17 protein-coding genes are annotated in these 17486 nt (G+C 74.5%); 5 read left to right on the plus strand and 12 right to left on the minus strand.

Annotation, left to right across the window (positions count from 1 at the left end):
* The first annotated feature begins 101 nt into the window (after positions 1 to 101).
* The gene (locus ACH4FX_RS04005) at positions 102 to 881 is read left to right on the plus strand and encodes a DeoR/GlpR family DNA-binding transcription regulator (RefSeq protein ID WP_398474873.1); all 780 of its coding nucleotides are present in this window, start codon (positions 102 to 104) and stop codon (positions 879 to 881) included.
* Positions 882 to 912: 31 nt separating this feature from the next.
* Here the strand turns inward: ACH4FX_RS04005 and ACH4FX_RS04010 are convergent, their stop codons facing one another.
* The 4 genes from ACH4FX_RS04010 to ACH4FX_RS04025 form a co-directional block, all read right to left on the minus strand.
* Positions 913 to 2421, minus strand: a complete 1509-nt coding sequence (locus tag ACH4FX_RS04010; protein WP_398474875.1) for an aromatic amino acid ammonia-lyase — start codon at positions 2419 to 2421, stop codon at positions 913 to 915.
* Positions 2422 to 2557: 136 nt separating this feature from the next.
* Positions 2558 to 3073 (minus strand): hypothetical protein, encoded by a 516-nt coding sequence (locus ACH4FX_RS04015; protein WP_398474877.1) that lies wholly within the window; start codon positions 3071 to 3073, stop codon positions 2558 to 2560.
* 59 nt (positions 3074 to 3132) lie between these two features.
* On the minus strand, positions 3133 to 4197 hold the full coding sequence (locus ACH4FX_RS04020) for a beta-ketoacyl-[acyl-carrier-protein] synthase family protein (protein ID WP_398474879.1): 1065 nt from the start codon (positions 4195 to 4197) through the stop codon (positions 3133 to 3135).
* Complete coding sequence (locus ACH4FX_RS04025; RefSeq protein WP_398474881.1) at positions 4197 to 5426, minus strand: cytochrome P450; 1230 nt, start codon at positions 5424 to 5426, stop codon at positions 4197 to 4199. Before ACH4FX_RS04025 ends, ACH4FX_RS04020 begins: the two co-directional genes overlap by 1 nt.
* A 163-nt stretch (positions 5427 to 5589) precedes the next feature.
* Here ACH4FX_RS04025 and ACH4FX_RS04030 point away from each other — a divergent pair, with 163 nt between their 5' ends.
* Positions 5590 to 7209 (plus strand): long-chain fatty acid--CoA ligase, encoded by a 1620-nt coding sequence (locus ACH4FX_RS04030; RefSeq protein ID WP_398474883.1) that lies wholly within the window; start codon positions 5590 to 5592, stop codon positions 7207 to 7209.
* Positions 7210 to 7237: 28 nt separating this feature from the next.
* Here ACH4FX_RS04030 and ACH4FX_RS04035 read toward each other — a convergent pair whose 3' ends face one another.
* The 6 genes from ACH4FX_RS04035 to ACH4FX_RS04060 all read right to left on the minus strand — a co-directional run bounded on the left by ACH4FX_RS04035 (position 7238) and on the right by ACH4FX_RS04060 (position 12929).
* Positions 7238 to 7588, minus strand: a complete 351-nt coding sequence (locus tag ACH4FX_RS04035; RefSeq protein WP_398474885.1) for a VOC family protein — start codon at positions 7586 to 7588, stop codon at positions 7238 to 7240.
* A 142-nt stretch (positions 7589 to 7730) separates the two neighbouring features.
* Positions 7731 to 8390, minus strand: coding sequence for an ABC transporter ATP-binding protein (locus tag ACH4FX_RS04040; protein WP_398474887.1), 660 nt, complete (start codon positions 8388 to 8390; stop codon positions 7731 to 7733).
* A complete protein-coding gene (locus ACH4FX_RS04045; protein ID WP_398475498.1) occupies positions 8383 to 9336 on the minus strand; it encodes an ABC transporter ATP-binding protein in 954 nt (317 codons plus the stop codon). Before ACH4FX_RS04045 ends, ACH4FX_RS04040 begins: the two co-directional genes overlap by 8 nt.
* A 92-nt stretch (positions 9337 to 9428) precedes the next feature.
* Positions 9429 to 10343 carry an ABC transporter permease gene (locus tag ACH4FX_RS04050; RefSeq protein WP_398474889.1) on the minus strand — a complete coding sequence of 305 codons (915 nt, stop codon included), beginning with the start codon at positions 10341 to 10343 and terminating at the stop codon, positions 9429 to 9431.
* Positions 10336 to 11301, minus strand: coding sequence for an ABC transporter permease (locus ACH4FX_RS04055; protein ID WP_398475500.1), 966 nt, complete (start codon positions 11299 to 11301; stop codon positions 10336 to 10338). Before ACH4FX_RS04055 ends, ACH4FX_RS04050 begins: the two co-directional genes overlap by 8 nt.
* A 29-nt stretch (positions 11302 to 11330) precedes the next feature.
* Entirely contained in the window at positions 11331 to 12929 is a 1599-nt protein-coding gene (locus ACH4FX_RS04060) for an ABC transporter substrate-binding protein (RefSeq protein WP_398474891.1), read from the minus strand.
* A 114-nt stretch (positions 12930 to 13043) separates the two neighbouring features.
* On the opposite strand from ACH4FX_RS04060, the gene ACH4FX_RS04065 reads away from it, so the two are divergent.
* Entirely contained in the window at positions 13044 to 13502 is a 459-nt protein-coding gene (locus tag ACH4FX_RS04065; RefSeq protein WP_398474893.1) for a cell wall hydrolase, read from the plus strand.
* A gap of 30 nt (positions 13503 to 13532) precedes the next feature.
* Here ACH4FX_RS04065 and ACH4FX_RS04070 read toward each other — a convergent pair whose 3' ends face one another.
* Entirely contained in the window at positions 13533 to 14924 is a 1392-nt protein-coding gene (locus ACH4FX_RS04070) for a hypothetical protein (RefSeq protein WP_398474895.1), read from the minus strand.
* 230 nt (positions 14925 to 15154) lie between these two features.
* Here ACH4FX_RS04070 and ACH4FX_RS04075 point away from each other — a divergent pair, with 230 nt between their 5' ends.
* Together ACH4FX_RS04075 and ACH4FX_RS04080 are read left to right on the plus strand one after the other, a co-directional pair.
* The gene (locus ACH4FX_RS04075; protein WP_398474897.1) at positions 15155 to 15553 is read left to right on the plus strand and encodes a hypothetical protein; all 399 of its coding nucleotides are present in this window, start codon (positions 15155 to 15157) and stop codon (positions 15551 to 15553) included.
* 62 nt (positions 15554 to 15615) lie between these two features.
* Positions 15616 to 16233 (plus strand): TetR/AcrR family transcriptional regulator, encoded by a 618-nt coding sequence (locus tag ACH4FX_RS04080; protein WP_398474899.1) that lies wholly within the window; start codon positions 15616 to 15618, stop codon positions 16231 to 16233.
* Between the two features lie 23 nt (positions 16234 to 16256).
* Here the strand turns inward: ACH4FX_RS04080 and ACH4FX_RS04085 are convergent, their stop codons facing one another.
* Entirely contained in the window at positions 16257 to 17480 is a 1224-nt protein-coding gene (locus ACH4FX_RS04085) for an FAD-dependent oxidoreductase (RefSeq protein WP_398474901.1), read from the minus strand.
* Between the last annotated feature and the right edge of the window lie 6 nt (positions 17481 to 17486).

Raw genomic sequence — 17486 nt, forward strand, 5'->3', positions numbered from 1 at the left:
GCGCCGCGTTAAATCCGTGCGAACATAACGCGGCGAATTCACACGGCGTACGGGCGCGCGCCGTCCGCCGCGCATACCCGTACGGCACCGGAAGGGGCACCATGGACCGGCTCGAAGCCCAGGAGGAGCGGCGGCGCCGCCTGCGCGAGGCCGTCATCACCCGCGGCTTCGTCCGCACCGCGGACCTCGCCGAGGAGTTCGGGATCAGCCTGATGACGGCCCACCGCGACCTGGACGCCCTCCAGGCGCAGGGCTGGCTGCGCAAGGTGCGCGGCGGCGCCACCGGCCTGCCGTCGGCGCAGTTCCACGGGAGCGTGGCCGACCGGATGGCGGTCATGGCGCCGGTCAAACAGGCCCTCGCGCGCGCCGCGGCGACGCTGCTCGTCCCCGGCCAGACCGTCATGCTCGACGACAGCACCACCTGTCTGCTGCTGGCGCACCGGTTCGCCGGGCACACGCCGCTGACCGTCATCACCAACTCGCTGCCGGCCGTCACCACCCTCGCCAAGGAGCCCGGCATCTCCCTGATCACGCTGGGCGGCGCCTACTTCCCGGCGTACGACGCGTTCATGGGCCCGCACACGGCGGACGCGGTACGGGCCTTCCGGGCCGATGTGCTGTTCCTGTCCACCACCGCCGTCACCAACGGCCGCTGCTACCACACCTCGCCGGAGACGGTGCAGGTCAAGCGGGCGATGATGGAGAGCGCCGGACGGCGGGTGCTGGTCGCCGACCACACCAAGTTCACCAAGGGCGGGCTGTACGCGCTGGCGCCGCTGACCGACTTCGACCTGCTGGTCGTGGACGACGGGCTGCCGGCGGCGGAGATCCGGGCCGTACGGGCGCGGGGCACCGAGGTGCTGGTGGTACCGCGGCCCTGACCCGGCCGCGCCGGCGGCCCCGGCCTCCGGATCAGCCGGTGCGGTCCTCCGGTCCGCAGGTGCGGTCCAGCACGTCGGCGGCCTCCCGGACGGACACGGCCCACGGCTTGTCCGGCGCAACGGCCGGTTCGAGGGCGTCCAGGAGGCTGGCACCGGCGTCCGCGGTGGGGCGCCGGGCGCCGACGCGCACGGCCTGGCACAGGGCGACGGCGAGCGACCCGTGCAGCAGGCGCAGCGTCCTGGCCTGCCGGAGCGCGGTGAACGCGGCCTGGATGCCGAACGGGACGATGTCCTGGTTGTGCCAGTTGGTGGGGATGCTCTGCATGGAGGCGGGGGTGGCGGCGCGGCGCATCGCCACGACGAGGGAGGTCGCGGCGAGCTGCACGCCCTGGACGCCGTGGTCGCGGCCGGGGTCCTCGGCGAGCATCGGGTTCAGGTCGCCGTTGCGGCGGGTGTCGATCAGCAGGTCCAGCTGGCGCTCGGCGAGGTTGGCCAGCTGGGCGGCGGTGATGGACATCAGGTCGGCGGCGAAGGCGACCTGCTGGCCGAAGAAGTTGCCGCCGTGGGCGACGACGTCGCGCTCGGGGAAGAAGAGGGGATTGTCGCTGATGCCGTTGAGGTCGTCGGTGACGACCTGGCGGGCGTGGCGCAGGCTGGACGCGGCGGCCCCGAGGATGTGCGGTGCGCAGCGCAGGGTGTACGGCTCCTGGAGGGCGCGGGTTCCGCTGGGTTCGTGCCCGGCGAGCCGTGTGCGCAGGTCGGCGGCGCGGTGGGCGGTGTCGTCGTGCCCCAGGGCCTCGAAGATCTCGGGGGCGGTGAAGTCGGGGCGGCAGCCGAGGACACCGGCGAGCAGGGCGGTCAGCGCGGTGCCCGCGGCGACCGAGCGGTGCAGCGCGGCGAGCGCGAGGCCGGCGCCGGCGGCCGTGACGGAGGTGCCGTTGACCAGGCCGAGGGCGTCCCGGCCGGTCAGTTCCAGCGGCCGCAGCCCGGCCGCGGCGAGGGCTTCGGCCGCGGGCATGCGCATGGCGCCGAGGTAGGCGTCGCCGCGCCCCTGGAGGGATCTGATGGCGTGGGCCAGCGGCGCGAGGTCACCGCTGGCGCCGACCGAGCCGTACTCGGGCATGACCGGGGCGAAGGACGTGCCGAGCATGGCCACCAGGGCGTCCACGGCGCCGGGGGCCACGCCGGAGTGCCCCCGGGCCAGGCTCCACAGGCGGGTGAGCAGCGTGGCGCGGGCCACCGGCGGCTCCAGGTCCGGGCCCTGGCCGACTTCGAGGTGGCTGAGCACGTTCTCGCACTGGTCCGCGCCCTCGTCCTGGCCCGCGAAGACGACGAGGGGCCCGAAGCCGGTGGTGGTGCCGTAGATCTCGCGGCCCTTGTCGATGCAGAGGTGCAGATAGTCGTGGCAGCGGGCGACGGCGGCCCGGGAGTCGTCGTCGAGCCGCACGGTGACGGGCCCGGCGGCGATTTCGAGCGCCTCGGGGGTGAGGCGCGAGGGGAAGGCCAGCTCGGCCGTGGGGGGACGGAGGTTCGTGGGCATCGTGTTCCTTGTGAGGGGATCGGTGCGGGCCGCCGGGGACGGTGCGGCCTCGGTCGTGGACAGCCGGCCGACCGGCCCGGCCGTCCGACGGGCGGCGCCGCGGCCGGGGCGGTCCGGCCGCGGGCCGTACGGGCGGTCAGGGGCCGCCGGTCGTGAACAGGTGGGCCCAGGCCGTACCGGGCGACCGCGGGCCGTCGCCCGGATCGGCGGCGATGGCCAGGACCCGGTCGGCGTCGCCGGTCGCCAGGAGGCGGGCCGCGGTGGCGCGGGCCGCGGCGAGCAGGCCGCCGACGGCGAGCGTGGCGACCAGCGGACCGGTCAGGCCCCATACGGCGCTGAGGTGGCCGAGCGCCGTGGAGGGCACGTTCTGGAACAGCAGCGGTTTGGGCACCTGCCGCCGTTCGGCCACCGCGTCGTCGATGGCGGTCTGTGTGACCACGTCGCCGCGGGTGGCCGCGAGGACGAGCGCGGTGCGCGGGCCGAGGTCCGGGGGCAGCGGGGGCGTGCCGTACCGGTCGGTGAGGCAGCGCTCGCCGACGGCCACCAGCAGCGGCGCGAAGGCGGAGGTGTCGAAGCGCGGCACCTCCGGCAGGCGGGCCGCCGGGTCGTCCGGGGGCGGCCACTGGGCCCGGGTCTCAACGATCAGTTCCATGGCGTCCTCACGGGGCTCGGCCCGCACTCACGGCGGCGTGCGGCACGGGGTGGGCGGGGTCACGGCATCGCCAGGAGCAGGGCCGTACAGACGCCGCCGAAGCCGCTGTTGAGGCTGAGCGCGTAGCGGGACTGCGGGGTACGGCCCGGGTCGAGCACGAGGTCGAGGGGGCAGTCCTCGTCCGGGGCGAGGTGGTTGGCGTTCACCGGCAGCTCGCCGTTGCGGAAGGCGAGCGCGCAGACGGCCAGTTCGATCAAGCCGGAGGCCTCCAGGCAGTGCCCGTGCAGGGCCTTGGTGGAACTGACCGGGACCCGTACGCCGTGCGGGGCGAGCGCGCTCACGATGGCGGCGGCCTCGCCCGCGTCGAAGGCGGGGGTGGCGGTCGCGTGGGCGTTGACGTAGCCGATCCGGTCGCCGGTGACCCCGGACCGGCGCAGCGCGGTGGCGATGGCCGCGGCGGGGCCCCGGCCCTCGGGGTGCGGGCGGCAGACGTGGTGGGCCTCGGCGGCGTTGCCCCAGCCCCGGACCTCGGCCCACGGCGGTGCGGTGCCGGTGCGTTCGAGGACCGCGGCGGCGGCGCCGTCGCCCAGCACCGGGCCGTCCCGGCCGGCGCTGAAGGGGCGGCAGACGCCGTCGGGGGCGAGGATGCCGGCGCTGTCGAAGGCGGCGAACATGCTCGCGTCCACGAAACTGGCGCCGGCCACGACGGCCCGCCGCTCGGCGGTGGTCCCGATGAGGTGGGACGCCTCGGCGACGGCGGTGTTGGAGGCCGCGCAGGCGGCGGTGTGCACGGTCAGCGCCTCGCGCAGACCGCAGGCGCCCGCCAGCTCGACGGCCAGGTCCGCCGTGTCCGGGCCGGCGTGCAGGGCGAGGACGAGCGGTGTGCCGGCCCGGTCGGCGGGGGTCAGCTCCGCCTGGTCGCAGGCTTCGCCGATGAGGTGCTCCAGCTCCGCGAACGGATCGGGTGTGCCGGGGACGGTGGCGGCGTGGTGGGCCCGGTACCGCGCGGTGTCGAAGCGGGTGACCGGAGTGGTGGCGGGGATCGCGGAGGCCAGGCCCTTCCAGAGCGCGTCCGGGCCGCGTCCGTAGGCGGTGAGGACCGACAGGCCGGTGACCCGGGCCATCAGGACACCACCGCGTGCCGGGGCTGGAAGGTGACGGGCAGCGCCGTCAGGCCGGCGGTGACGTGCAGATGGGTGATGCCGCCGGTGGAACCGCGCTGCCAGGGCAGCGTGTCCAGCGGCTGGGCGGCGGCGAGGCCGGGCAGACGGCGCAGCACGGCGCCGAGCGCGGTACGGCACAGCCGGACCGCGAACTGGCTGCCGAGGCAGAAGTGCGGGCCGTGCGCGAAGACCAGGTCCTGGCCGAGGTCCCGGTCGAGGTCGAGGCGGTTGGGGTCGGTGAAGCGCCGCGGGTCGCGGTTGGCGAGGGCGATGTGCGCGATCACCGCGTCCCCCGGCGCCAGCTCGATGCCGCACAGCTCGGTGGGGGCGGTGGCGAAGCGGGGCATGGTGGCCGCCAGCGGGGAGGTGTAGCGCAGCAGTTCGGCGAGGCCGTCGGTCACCCGGCCGGGGTCGGCGAGGAGGTCGGGGCGGTGCCAGAGGGAGTACAGGCTCGACGTGAGGAAGTCGGCGACCGGTTCGTAGGCGGAGACGAGCAGCAGGAAGAGGGTGGAGGTCAGCCGTCCCTCGTCCAGGCCCGCCGCGTCGGCGTGCGCGATCATCGCGCTGACGGAGTCGGGCCCGGGGCTGCGCCGCCGGAAGGCCACGAGGTCGTGCATCAGCTCGCTCATGGCCGTCCGGTCGGCGGCGTACCGCACGCGGTCCGGGGAGCCGGGGGGATCGAAGAGCGGGGACGGGCCCCAGCGCCGCAGCTCCAGGGCGCGCCGGACGAAGTCGGGCGGATAGCCGAGGTGTCCGGTGATGGCCCGGACGGCGAACGGGTGGGCGAACTCGCGGACGAGGTCGGCGCGGCCGCGCCCGGCGATCTCGTCGAGCAGGTCCTCGGCGAGCCCTTCCGCCCACTCGGCGGTGGCCCGTACCCGCTCGGGCGTGAACGGCACCGCGCCCAGTTCGCGCAGCTGCCGGTGGAGTTCGCCGTCGGTGTTGAGCATGCTGCGGACGATGCTGTCGGTGACCTCCGGGCCGGTGAAGGCCAGGTAACGCGTCCAGCGCTCGCCGCCCCGCACGGCCGGTTTCACGAAGCCGGGTTCGGTCAGCACCCGGCGCACGGCGTCGTACCCGGACGCGACCCAGGCCGCGGAGCCGTCGGGCAGCTCCGCGCGCCATACCGGGGGTTCGCCACGGGTGTCGATCCGCTCGGCCTCGGGGCTGTGGCGGACCCTCGCGTCCATCAGGAGTGCCGTACCCGGCCCAGCGTTCACCACAGCCTCCCCATGCGTCAGTCACTTAGCGTCACTACTAAATTACCACTGGTAATATCTCATCACTACGCGTCTCACCCGCACGGGTGAGGTGCCGTACCGGAAGGCCGAGGCGGACGGGCAGGAACAGCACATGCGCAACGAAGGCATCGGCGCCTGGACCGCACGACGGGCCCGGCGCACCCCGCACCGCACGGCGGTGATCCACGAGGGGACGCGGATCAGTTACGCCGGTCTCCACCGGCACACCACCCGCATCGCCCGCGTCCTGCGGGACCACGGCGTGCGCGCGGGCGACCGGGTGGGATTCCTCGGCCCCAACCGGCCCGGCTTCCTGGCGTCCCTGTTCGCCGCCGGTCTGCTGGGCGCGGTGTTCGTCCCGTTCAACGTACGGCTGACGCCGCCGGAGCTGGCCTGGCAGCTGGCGGACTGCGGGGCCCGGGTGCTGCTGCGGTCCGGGCGCTGCTCAGGGGGTGCGGACATCGCCGGGGTGGTGACCATCGGCGTGGACGACGTCACCGGGCCGTACGGGGAAGCACCGGACGGGGAGGAGCCGGGCGGCGAGGCACCGGGCGAGCGGGGCCCGTGCCACCGGCCGGAACCGCCGCTCGGCGCGGCGGTGGCGGCCGACGACCCCTGCCTCATCCTCTACACCTCCGGCACCACCGGCCGCCCCAAGGGAGCCGTCCTGACCCATGCCAACCTCACGTGGAACGCCGTCCACGTCCTGATCGACGAGGACCTGACGGCCGACGAGGTCGCCCTGGTCGCCGCGCCGCTCTACCACGCCGCGGCGCTGGGCATGCAGGCCCTGCCGGTGCTGCTGAAGGGCGGTACGTGCGTGCTGATGGAGTCCTTCGACGCGGGCGCGGCGCTGGACGCGGTCGAGCGGCACCGCGTCACGTCCCTGTTCGGCGTCCCCACCATGTACCGGCGGATCGCCGCCCACCCGCGGTGGCCGCACGCCGACCTGTCGTCGCTGCGCACCCTGGTGTGCGGCGGCGCGCCGGTGCCCGAGGCCCTGCCGGCCGCGTACGAGCGGCGGGGGCTCACGCTGCGCCAGGGGTACGGCCTGACGGAGGCGGCCCCGGGCGTCCTGCTGACGCACCACGAGCACACCGGCGGGGACCCCGGGCACACCGGCAGCGGCCCCGGGCACACCGGTGTGCCGCACTTCTTCACCGACGTCCGCGTGACCCGCCCCGCGCACGCCGCCCCGTCCGGCCCCGCCCCGCTCCCCCCAGGCGCCGCCGGACCCGGCACCGAAGCCGACGCCGCCCCCGGAGAGACCGGCGAACTGCTCGTCCGCGGCCCGAACGTGATGGCCGGCTACTGGAACCGCCCGGCGGAGAGCGCGGCCGCCCTCGCGGACGGCTGGCTGCGCACGGGGGACGCCGCGCGTGTCGGCGCCGACGGCGGACTGACCGTCGTGGACCGCATCAAAGAGGTGATCATCTCCGGCGGCGAGAACGTCTACCCGGCCGAGGTGGAGCACGCGCTGCTGGCCCACCCCGGGGTCGCCGACTGCGCCGTGATCCCGGTGCCCGACGCGGAATGGGGCGAGGTCGGCCGCGCGGTCCTGGTGCCGGCGCCGGGCGTCACCCTCGACCCGGACGAGGTCCTCGCCTCCCTGACCGGCCGGCTGGCCACGTACAAGATCCCCCGCACCGCCGTGCTCGCCCCGGACCTCCCCCGCACCGGCACGGGCAAGGCCGCCCGCCACCGGATCGCGGAACGGTACGGCTCGGCGTGACGCCCGACGCGCCTCCCCCGTCTCCGGGTCAACGATGGCTCAGTACATTCACCACCCGCCCGTTCGGATCCCGCACGAAGAACCTCCGCACCCCCCACTCCTCGTCCCGCAGCTCCAGCACGACGGCCGCCCCACTGGCGAGCACCGCCGCGTACACGGCGTCCACGTCGTCCACCTCGACGCTCATGTCGGGCAGGGTGTCGGGCGCGCCGCGGCCCTCGGCCACGAAGGTGACCTGCGCGGTGGGGTTCTCCGGCGAAGCGAGCGTCATGACCCACCCCTGGTTCATGACCTCCTCGAACCCGAACAGCCCGTAGAACTCCCGGCTCTCCTCCATGGCCTGCGAACGGATATCGGGCACGACCCTGCGGACGGACATCAGCGGCTCCTTCTCGGACGCGGCATACGACAGCACCGCACGGCCCCCGAACCCGGCCGCAGTCCGGAACCCCGGACTGCCCCAACTATCGCAGCGGGCACTGACAACGGGGCGTACCGGCCGCGCCGGGCCGGGCGCTCACTCAGCCGCCGTTCAGCTCTCCCCACCCCACCGTCCGGTCGCACCACCGCTCCAACAGCACCCGGTCGTGCCCCACCGCCAGCAGTCCCGCCCCCGACTCGCTGCGGTACTGCTCGACCACCGACACCAGGGCGGCCGTCGTGGAGGCGTCGAGCATGGCGGTCATCTCGTCGCAGATGAGCCAGCGGGGCCGCAGGACCAGGGCGCGGGCCAGGCAGGCGCGTTGGAGCTGACCGTCGCTGACCTCGTGGGGGCGGCGGGACAGCAGGTCGGCGGAGAGGCCGACGGCGGGAGCGAGTTCGGCGAGGCGGCCGGGGATCTCGGGGCGGCGGCCGGTGGCCCGCAGCGGTTCGGTGATCAGGTCGGCGAGGCGCAGGCGGGGGTCGGCGGACAGCCGGGGCTGCTGGAAGACCACGCCGTACGCGGTGCGCTGGGCGCGGGTGGCCCGGTGGCGGTAGCCGGCGGCGGGCCGGCCGTCGAGGACGACGGTGCCGGCGTCGGGGCGGTGCAGGAGCGCGGCGACCCGGGCCAGCGTCGACTTGCCGCAGCCGCTGGGGCCGAGCAGCCCGACGGCCTCGCCGGGCGCGATGCCGAGCGACACGTCACGGACGACGGGCCGGCCGCGGTCGTACCCCGCGGTGATCGAGCGCAGTTCAAGCACCGGGCACTCCTCCGTGTGCGGCGGCCGACGGCGTCTCCAGCGGGTGGTGGCAGGCGGTGCCGCCGGACCGTGCGGGCACGGTGGCCGTGCACACGTCCGTGGCCCGGTCGCAGCGGGCGGCGAAGGCGCAGCCCGGCGGGAGGTCGCCCAGTTCCGGCGGCATGCCGGGGATGGGGGTGAAGGCGCGGTCCGGGAGGGCGTCGAGCAGGCCGCGGGCGTACGGGTGGCGGGGTCCGGGGGTGCCGAAGAAGTCCGCCGCGTCGGCGAGTTCGACGATCCGGCCGGCGTACATGACGGCCACCCGGTCGGCGATCCGTTCGGCCGCCGCCAGGTCGTGGGTGATCATCAGCAGCGCCCGCCCGGGGCCGCCTCGGTCGTCCCCGGGCGCGTCGATGTGGCGGCGCAGTTCGTCGACCGTACGGTCCACGAGGTCGCGGTCGAGGCCGGTCGTCGGTTCGTCGGCGAGCAGCAGCGGGGCGTCGCCGACCAGCGCCAGGGCCGTCGCGGCGCGCTGGGCCAGGCCGCCGGAGAGTTCGTGCGGATGGCGGTCGAGGTGGCCGGCGGGGAAGGCGGCGCGCTCGGCGGCCCGTTCGGCGGCGGCCCGCAGCTCCTGCTTGGGCGTGTCGGTGAGTTCCCGGACGGTCTCTTCGAGCTGGGCCCGCACGGTCCGTACGGGGGTGAGGTGGGCGGCGGGGCTCTGCGGTACGAGGCCGATGCGGCGGCCGCGTACCGAGCGGGACAGCTCGCGTTCGGTGGCGGTGAGCAGTTCCACGCCGTCGAGGTGGGCGGTGCCCGCGGTCTCGGCGTTGCCCGGGAGCAGGCCGAGCAGCGCGGAGGCCAGGACGGACTTGCCGCAGCCGCTCTCGCCGACGAGGGCCAGGCAGTGGCCGGGCGCGAGGTCGAAGGACGCGTCGGTGACGGCGGCGACATGCCGTCCGCCGCGCATCCGGAAGCGCACGGACAGGCCGCGGACGGACAGCACGGGGCGGCCGGCGTCCGGTCCGGGCCCGGCGGGGACGGTGTCCCGGGGCGGCGGGTTCACAGCATCAGCTCCGATCGGCGGCGCGGGTTGATGCGTTCGCGCCAAGCACCGGCCAGGCCCGCGACGGCGAGCGTGGGGACGATGATGAACAGGCCGGGGAAGAGGGTCGGCCACCAGTCGCCGGCGAGCAGCGAACTGCGCGCGCCGTTGACCATGTTGCCCAGGCTCGCCTCGTGGGCGGGCAGCCCGAGCCCCAGAAAGGACAGCGCGGACTCGTGCCAGATGGCGTGCGGCACCATCAGGACGGCGGCCAGTCCGGCCTGCGGAAGGACACCCGGCAGCAGGTGGCGCACGGTGACCCGCCACCGTGAGGCGCCGCCGGAGACGGCCGCGTCGACGTACGGGCGGGAGCGCAGCGAGAGCACCTCGGCCCGCACGATCCGGGCGGTCGAGAGCCAGTGGGTCAGCGCCACCGAGATGATCACGGGCCAGACGCCGGGCCGGAACATCGCCACGATGAAGATGCCGAGCAGCAGGTGGGGCACGGAGGAGAAGAGGTCCACGACGCGCATCACACCGCGGTCCGCCCAGCCGCCGAGCGCCCCGGCCAGCGCGCCGACCGCGGTGCCGATGACGGTGGCGGCAAGCGCCGCGACCACACCGACCAGCAGGGAGACGCGCAGGCCGTACACACAGCGCAGCAGCAGGTCGCGGCCCACCTCGTCGGTGCCGAAGGGGTGGGCGAGGGAGGGGGCCTGGAGCTTGGCGGCGAGATCGACGGCCTGCCGGTCCAGGGGGACCAGGAGGGGCACGACGACGACCGCCAGGACGACCGCCGTCACCAGGACGGCGGAGGTGCGGACGCGCAGGGTGCGGTTGCCGCGGCCGTCCCGCCGCGCGGCGCGGCGGTGCCACTCCGTGCCGCCGGGTGTCCCGGCCCTCTTGCGGGTCGTGTCCACGGTGTCAGCCATCGAAGCCCACCCTCGGATCGGCGAGTCCGTACAACAGGTCGGAGAGCAGGTTGCCGACCAGTACGGCGGCGGTGGCGAGCACCGTCAGCGCCGCCAGCAGCGGGAAGTCCACGCTGGTCGCCGCCTCGACGGTGGCCGCGGCGATGCCCGGCCAGCTGAAGACGGTCTCCACCAGCAGCGCGCCGGTGATCAGTTCCGGTACCCGTGAGCCGATCAGGGTGAGGACCGGCAGCAGACCGGAGCGCAGGGCGTGCTGGAGCAGTACGGTGCGCTCGCTCAGCCCGCGGGCCCGCGCGCCGCGCACCGGGTCCTCCTCCAGGGCGTCACCGACCCCCTGCCGTACGTAGAGCACGAACCACGGGAGCTGGGAGACGGCGAGCACCAGGGCCGGGAGGACGACGTGGCGCGCGATCTGCCCGGCCGTGGCGACGTCGCTGCCGGTGTCGGTCAGCCCGCCGGCCGGCAGCACGCCCAGCTTGAGCGCGAACAGCCAGACGGCCAGCAGTCCGAGCCAGAACGGCGGCGCGGCCTCCAGGGTGTACGCGGCGGAGGTGACGGCGCGGTCGAGCAGCGAACCGCGCCGCCGGGCCGCCAGGACGCCGAGCAGTGTGCCCACGAGGATCGCGATCACGAACGCCAGGGCGCACAGCAGTACCGACCAGCCGATACGTTCGCCGATCACCTGCGAGACGGGGGCGCGCAGCGTCGCGGAGTCGCCGAGGTCGCCGGTGAGGGCACCGGTCAGCCAGTGCCACCAGCGGCCGAGCAGCGGCTGGTCGACGCCGAGGTTGTGCCGGAGCTGGTCCAGGTTCTCCTGCGAGGCGGTCAGGCCGGCGGTGCCGGCGTACGCCTTGACGGGGTCGAAGGGCGCGGCGGCGGCGACGGCGAACACGCCGAGGGTGACGGCGAGGAGGACCGGCACGGCGAGCAGCGCCCGCCGTCCCGTCATCCGCGCCATCGGCCCCCAGGGCAGCTGTGCGAGGCGGCTCACGTGGCGGGCTGCCAGTCCTCTACGTTCCACCACGGGCCGGAGGCCAGGCCGTGGTCGTGCGGCTCGACCTGGGTGGTGAGGTCCTTCCAGCGGTCCTTGACCACGTACAGGTGGTCGATGTGGGTGAGGAAGATGTACGCCGGGTCCTCGACGAGTTCACGCTGGACGGTGTCGTATCCGGCCTTGCGCGCGGCCTTGTCGTCGGTGCGGCGGGCGTCCACCAGCGCCTTGTCGACCTTGGGGTTGTCGTAGCGCGACATGTTGTTGAAGCCGTCGCCGGCGAGCGAGGAGTGCAGCAGCAGGTACTGGTCGAAGTCCGGGTCGGCGGGGCTGCCGCCGCCCGCGAGGACCGCGTCGGTCTTCATGTGGGGCTGGATGGCCTCCCAGGGACCGGACTCGACCTTGACCTCGATGCCGGCCTTCTTGGCGTCGGAGGCGAAGGCGAGCGCGTGCTCCTGGCGCAGCTTGTCGCCGGCGAGGTACCAGAGCTTGAAGGAGGCGGGCCGGCCGTCCTTGGCGCGGATGCCGCCCTCGCCCTTCTTCCAGCCGGCGTCGTCGAGGATCTGCTCGGCCTTCTTCAGGTCGTGGGTGCGCTCGGTGCCCTTGGCGAACCAGGGGCTGTCGGTCGGCACCGGCCCGTAGGCGGGCTTGCCGGCGCCGTCGAGGATGCCGTCCACCATGACCTTGCGGTCCACGGCGATGTCCAGGGCCTGCCGGACCGCCTTGTCGCCGGTGACCTCGCCCGCGGTGGGCAGGGTGACGTTGCGGTAGTCGAACGTCTTGGCCGTCAGGGTCTTCATGCCCTCGGCGGACTTGAAGGTGGCGGCCAGGTTGGGCGGCAGGATGGCGCCGTCGAGGTCGCCGGAGCGCAGCCGGGTGGCGCGCACGTCGTCGTCCTTGATGATCGCCATGGTGAAGTTCTTCACCTTGGGCGCGCCGCCCCAGTAGTGCGGGTTGGCCTTGAAGGAGAGCTTCTCGCCCTTGGACCAGTTGGTGAGGATGTACGGGCCGGTGCCGACCGGGTGCGTGGTGAAGGAGCCGGTGTTCACGTCCTGCTTGCCCGCGATGTGCTGGGGGGCGATCGGCAGGACGGTGCGTTCGGCGAACGGCGCGTAGGCGTACTTGAGGTGGAAGACGACGGTGCGGGCGTCCTTCTTCTCGACCTTCTCCAGGGCGTCCAGTTCGGCCTTGGAGGCGTTGTTGGTCTTCTCGTCGAGGATGGTCTCGTAGGTGAAGACCACGTCGTCGGCGGTGAAGGGCTTGCCGTCGCTGAAGGTGACGCCGTCACGCAGCGTGTAGGTGTACGTCCTGCCGTCGTCGGAGACCTCGGGGAGCTTCGCGGCCAGCGCGGGCTTGAGCTTCATGTCCGCGTCGTGGGTGAGCAGCCCGTCGAAGATCTTGGAGTTGCCGTCCTTGCCGTAACCCAGCAGCGGGCTCAGCGACTCCGGCTCGTAGGCGATGCCCACCACGGCGGAGTCCTGGGCGCCGGCCCCGCCGCCCTTGCCGCCGGACGGCGTCGAACAGGCCGCCGCCCCGAACACCATGGTGCCCGCCAGTGCGGCGGCGGCCGCTGACCGTATCGACCGGGCCGTCATGCCCACTCCCCTGCTGAAGATCGTCTGTTGTTGCAAAGCGCAGGCAATTAAACAGCATGTAAGAAACGGAGTCCCCGGCACCCCCGTGCGACGAGCACCCGGCATCATGGGCGGATGCCCGCCGACCCCTTGTCGTGGCTGCCCGCCGCCCTGCGGGACGTGCCGTACGACGGCGCCCGGCACCCCGGCGCGGCCCCGCTGCCGGGCCGCCACCCGTACGACGTGACGGCCGGGGCGAACTGCCAGCTCTACGCGTACGCCGTGCTGCGCCACCACGGGCGCGCGGTGCCGCCGCTGCGGTCCGCGGAGCTGTGGGCGGACACCCGGGCGACCGTGCGGGCCGCGCCGCCGCGCCCGCTGGACCTGGTGCTCTTCGACGCCGGGGCGGTGCCGGGACGGCCCGCGGGGTACGGGGCGCACGTCGGCGTGCACCTCTGCCCCGACCGGGTGCTGCACCTGTGCAAGGAGGCCGGGCGGCCCGCCGTGTGGTCGTACGCGGACTTCGCGGAGCGGGCCCGGTACGCGCGGTTCCTGGGCGCGAAGCGGATACGGGAGGCCACCGTCAGCCGGTAGCCTCCCCCGGCACCGCCGGCGAGGGCGCCGTCACCAGTCCCCGCCGCCGAAGCCCCCGCCGCTGTCGCCGGAACCGCCCCCGAAATCACCGCCGCCGAAGCCGCCGGAGAAGTCGTCCGGGTTGAAGTCCGCGCCGGACACGTCGCCGCCTTCGGCTCCCGACGGGCCGCCGCCGAAGTCGGAGGCGTAGGCGGACGGGCCCATCAGGACGCTGCCCAGCATGGTGCCCATGAGCAGGCCGGGCAGCATGCCGCCGCCGAAGTAGCCGCCCGCCCAGGGGCCGTAGGCCGGTCCGGCGTCCCAGTACGGACGCTGTCCGTACTCGGTCTGCACCGTGCGGGCCATCGGCTCCTGGCCCTCCTCCAGGCGCGTGCGGTCGGCGGCGCATACCGGGACCGTGCGCGGCGCCGCACCGTTCGGCGCCCACTGGGCGTCGGCGACGGACGGGCCGTGCCGCGGGTCGAAGAAGCACGGCACCCGGCGTTCGGGCAGCGGTTCGCCCGCGCGCCGCGCGGCCAGGGTGGCCAGCGCGAACCGGCCGTCCTCCAGGGCCCTGGTGACCTGCTCCACGTCGCCGGGGCGCTCGGCGCCGGCCATCGCCGCCTTGGCGTTCTCGTACGCGTCCAGCGCGTGGGTGTAGTCGGCGCGCATCGCGTCGTCGGCGCCGGGCTCGCCGGGGTGGAAGTCGAGGCGGTCCAGTTCCTCGCCGAAGGCGGTGATGTCCTCGTCCACGACAACGCGCAGCTGCTCCAGCGCGGCCCGCTCCTCCTCGGCCCGCTTCTTCTTGTTGCGGCGGTGCAGCGCGAAGGCGCCACCGCCGCCGATGACCACCAGCGCGCCGAGGCCGACGAGCGCGCCGGTGCTCACCCCGGCGCCGTCGCCGCCCCAGGAGGCCGGCGCGTGGCCGGACGCCTGCTGCGTCGCGGTGTCCACGAAGCTGTTCAGGCGCTCCTTGGTGGTGCCGTAGCCGGAGCGCTGGACGGCGCCGACGAGGTTGCGTACGGAGTTGTGCGACATCACGCGGGCGTCGGCGCCGGCGTTGAACCGGTCTCCGAGTTCGACGGCGTAGACACCGCTGATGCCGGTCTTGGTCCGCAGATCGCTGAGGAGGGTGCTGGGCCGGTACTCGGCGGCCTTGGGCAGCACCGCGACGAAGACCGGCTTCCCGGAGTCCTTGATCTTCTTGGCGAGGGCCTCCGCGTCGGCGGCCGGCAGCTCGCCGGACGCCCGCGGATCCACGTACACCGGGCCCTCCTTCAGGGCCGCCGCAGCCGCGTCGAGCCCGCCGGCAGCCCGCGCGCCGGGAGCCACGGCGGTGAGCACGGCCAGCAGAACGGTCGCCAGGACGAGCGCCGGACCGGTCCGGGGGCGCTGGAGGAACGCCGCTCCGGAGGCCGGGGAGCGCCGGGTTGCGATCTTCATGGGTACGACGCTACCCGAATTAGACTTTCGACACATAACGGATACATAACGGGCGCACCGCGGCGGACCCACCGGAGGCGGCACCGCCGCGCGGACCCAGTGTCCCGCAGGCGCGGCGCCTTGTCCCCTCATGGGCCGCCGGTGCGGTGGCCGTCGCGCCGGTCCCGTTGATGATCTCGCCGCGCGGGCACGCTCAGCTGCGACCGCCCCCGAACGCAACGGAGGTCATCATGCGTACGGCCAAAGCCAGGACGATAGCCGTCTCGGCCGCCACCACCGCCGCGGCGGCCGCCCTCACGGTCGGGCCGGCCGCCGCTCCGTCCGCCGCCGCCCCGGCCCTGAAGGTGACGCGGCCGGCCGCGGGCGCCAGCGCGAAGGTGGCGGGCAGCCTCCTCGTGCAGTGGACGAACACCACCGGCAAGGAGGTGGACGTCTGGCTGAGCGCCCGCACGCCTTCCGGCGGGCACGAACGGCTCTCGCTGGTCGCACCGAAGGCGGGCGACAAACGGACGGGCGAGGCGCTGGCCACCCTCCCGACGGTGCCGCCGGGCACCTCCTACACGGTGGAGCTGACCACCCAGGACGGCGCGGAACACGACGTCAGCGGCCCCCTCGGCCTCATCGGGTAGCCGCCCCCCGTGTACCGTCGGGTGCCGACCGGTGTGCGAGGAAAGGCAAGGGTGGCGACGCAATGGCCCCACGGGCGGACGGTACCCCGACCTTCACCGAGCAGGCGCGGCGCCGGCAGCTCGTGGACTGCACCATCGAGCTGATCTCCACCCGGGGATACCCGGCCACCTCGCTCGCCGCGATCGCCGAGCGGGCCGGCATCTCCAAGGCCGCCGTGCTGTACCACTTCTCCTCCAAGGACAACCTGACCCAGGCCGCCCTCGCGCACGTGCTGGCGGAGTTCACCGCGTACGTACGGGAGCGGGTGGACCGGGCGGCCGGCCCGCGGGCCGCCGTCGTCGCCTACGTCCGCGCGATGATCGGCTACCAGCGGGCCAACCGTCGGCATGTGCGCGTCATCACCGAGATGCTGCTCGACGACCACGGCGGCACCCGGCTCAAGACGCCGGGCTCGCACGACACCAACAACCGGTGGCAGGAGCTGGCCTCCCTGCTGACGGCCGGCCAGGAGGCGGGCGAGATGCGGGACTTCGACGCCCGCACGGTGGCGCTCGCGATCGGCGGCGCGATCGACGGCGTCGTCTCCCACTGGCTCGCCCACCCCGAGTACGACCTCGACGCGGCGGCCGACGAACTGGAGACCTTCACCCTGGACGCCATCACGCGCCGCGACCGGTAGGAGCGAGGCCGCAACCGGCCCCGTCAGCCCCGCGCGAAGGCCGGCGCGTGCTCGGGCCGGATGCCGATGCCGCCGAGATAGCCCGTCACCGTCCGCAGCAGCGGCAGCCGTTGCAGCAGGCGGAGCGGCACCGGCAGGCGGTCCGGGTCGAGCGTGCCGTCCAGGGCCGGGCGCAGCAGCGCCTCGTGCTCGGCCCGTTGCGACTTCTGGACCACGGCGGCGGGCAGCTGCCGCCGCCGCTGCACCCGGGCCAGGTCGTGCACGCCGACCGTGCCGCGGCGCAGCGGTCCGGCCAGGAGGCGGGCCGCCGCGACGGCGTCCTGCACCGCGAGGTTGACGCCGACGCCGCCGGTCGGCGACATGGTGTGGGCGGCGTCGCCGAGGCAGAGCAGGCCGGGCCGGTACCAGCGGCGCAGCCGGCCCATCGTCACGTCGAGCAGTTTGACGTCGTCCCACGAGCCGATCGCGTCCGTCACCTCGGGGCCCCAGCCGAAGAGGGTGCCGAGCCGGTCACGGAACCACTCGATGCCGTGGGCGCGCAGTGCGGCGTCCGTACCCTTCTTGATCAGGTAGGAGGTCTGGCAGTAGTCGCCCCGGTCCATGGTGACCGCGAACTGCCCGTCGCCCGCCCGCATGAAGACCCGGCCGTCCTCCGGCCCGCCCGCCGGGCCGGGCACCCGTACGTTCCACACGTCCATCGGCACGTCGAACCGGCGCTGCCGCAGTCCGGCCAGTTCGCGCACCCGGGAGTCGCGGCCGTCGCAGGCCACCGTGAGGGCGGCGGCCAGTTCGTGCTCGGCGCCGTGCTCGTCCCGGTAGCGCACCCCGGTGACCCGCCCGCCGTCGGTGCGCAGCCCCGTGCAGGCGGCGCGCATACGCAGCGTGAAGGAGGGTTCGGCGGCTGCGGCGCTCGCCAGGAGGTCGAGGAAGTCCCACTGCGGGACCATGGCGATGTACTTGTGGCGACCGGGCAGGCGGCGCAGGTCGGCCGCCACCACGGTCCGGTCGCCGAGGCGCATCCGCACCTCCTCCAGGCGGCTGGCGGGCAGACGCGCGAACCGTTCGCCCAGGCCGAGTTCGTCGAGCAGGCGCAGGGTGGAGGGGTGCACCGTGTCCCCGCGGAAGTCGCGCAGGAAGTCCGCGTGCTTCTCCAGGACGGTCACCTCCACCCCCGCGCGGGCCAGCAGGAGCCCCAGCATCATCCCGGCCGGTCCGCCGCCCACCACGCAGCACGTCGTGCGCTCCATTCCGTG

The organism is Streptomyces sp. NPDC018019 (genome assembly GCF_044327805.1).
Taxonomy (GTDB): domain Bacteria; phylum Actinomycetota; class Actinomycetes; order Streptomycetales; family Streptomycetaceae; genus Streptomyces.

Bases quoted from the DNA above. Each gene is read 5' to 3' on its own strand.
- ACH4FX_RS04085 (WP_398474901.1), bottom strand. From the start codon at position 17,480: ATGGAGCGCACGACGTGCTGCGTGGTGGGCGGCGGACCGGCCGGGATG.
- ACH4FX_RS04045 (WP_398475498.1), bottom strand. From the start codon at position 9,336: ATGCGCGGCGGACGGCATGTCGCCGCCGTCACCGACGCGTCCTTCGAC.
- ACH4FX_RS04060 (WP_398474891.1), bottom strand. From the start codon at position 12,929: ATGACGGCCCGGTCGATACGGTCAGCGGCCGCCGCCGCACTGGCGGGC.
- ACH4FX_RS04030 (WP_398474883.1), top strand. From the start codon at position 5,590: ATGCGCAACGAAGGCATCGGCGCCTGGACCGCACGACGGGCCCGGCGC.
- ACH4FX_RS04080 (WP_398474899.1), top strand. From the start codon at position 15,616: ATGGCCCCACGGGCGGACGGTACCCCGACCTTCACCGAGCAGGCGCGG.
- ACH4FX_RS04015 (WP_398474877.1), bottom strand. From the start codon at position 3,073: ATGGAACTGATCGTTGAGACCCGGGCCCAGTGGCCGCCCCCGGACGAC.
- ACH4FX_RS04075 (WP_398474897.1), top strand. From the start codon at position 15,155: ATGCGTACGGCCAAAGCCAGGACGATAGCCGTCTCGGCCGCCACCACC.
- ACH4FX_RS04070 (WP_398474895.1), bottom strand. From the start codon at position 14,924: ATGAAGATCGCAACCCGGCGCTCCCCGGCCTCCGGAGCGGCGTTCCTC.
- ACH4FX_RS04005 (WP_398474873.1), top strand. From the start codon at position 102: ATGGACCGGCTCGAAGCCCAGGAGGAGCGGCGGCGCCGCCTGCGCGAG.
- ACH4FX_RS04055 (WP_398475500.1), bottom strand. From the start codon at position 11,301: ATGGCGCGGATGACGGGACGGCGGGCGCTGCTCGCCGTGCCGGTCCTC.
- ACH4FX_RS04025 (WP_398474881.1), bottom strand. From the start codon at position 5,426: ATGGACGCGAGGGTCCGCCACAGCCCCGAGGCCGAGCGGATCGACACC.
- ACH4FX_RS04050 (WP_398474889.1), bottom strand. From the start codon at position 10,343: ATGGCTGACACCGTGGACACGACCCGCAAGAGGGCCGGGACACCCGGC.
- ACH4FX_RS04035 (WP_398474885.1), bottom strand. From the start codon at position 7,588: ATGTCCGTCCGCAGGGTCGTGCCCGATATCCGTTCGCAGGCCATGGAG.
- ACH4FX_RS04020 (WP_398474879.1), bottom strand. From the start codon at position 4,197: ATGGCCCGGGTCACCGGCCTGTCGGTCCTCACCGCCTACGGACGCGGC.
- ACH4FX_RS04065 (WP_398474893.1), top strand. From the start codon at position 13,044: ATGCCCGCCGACCCCTTGTCGTGGCTGCCCGCCGCCCTGCGGGACGTG.
- ACH4FX_RS04010 (WP_398474875.1), bottom strand. From the start codon at position 2,421: ATGCCCACGAACCTCCGTCCCCCCACGGCCGAGCTGGCCTTCCCCTCG.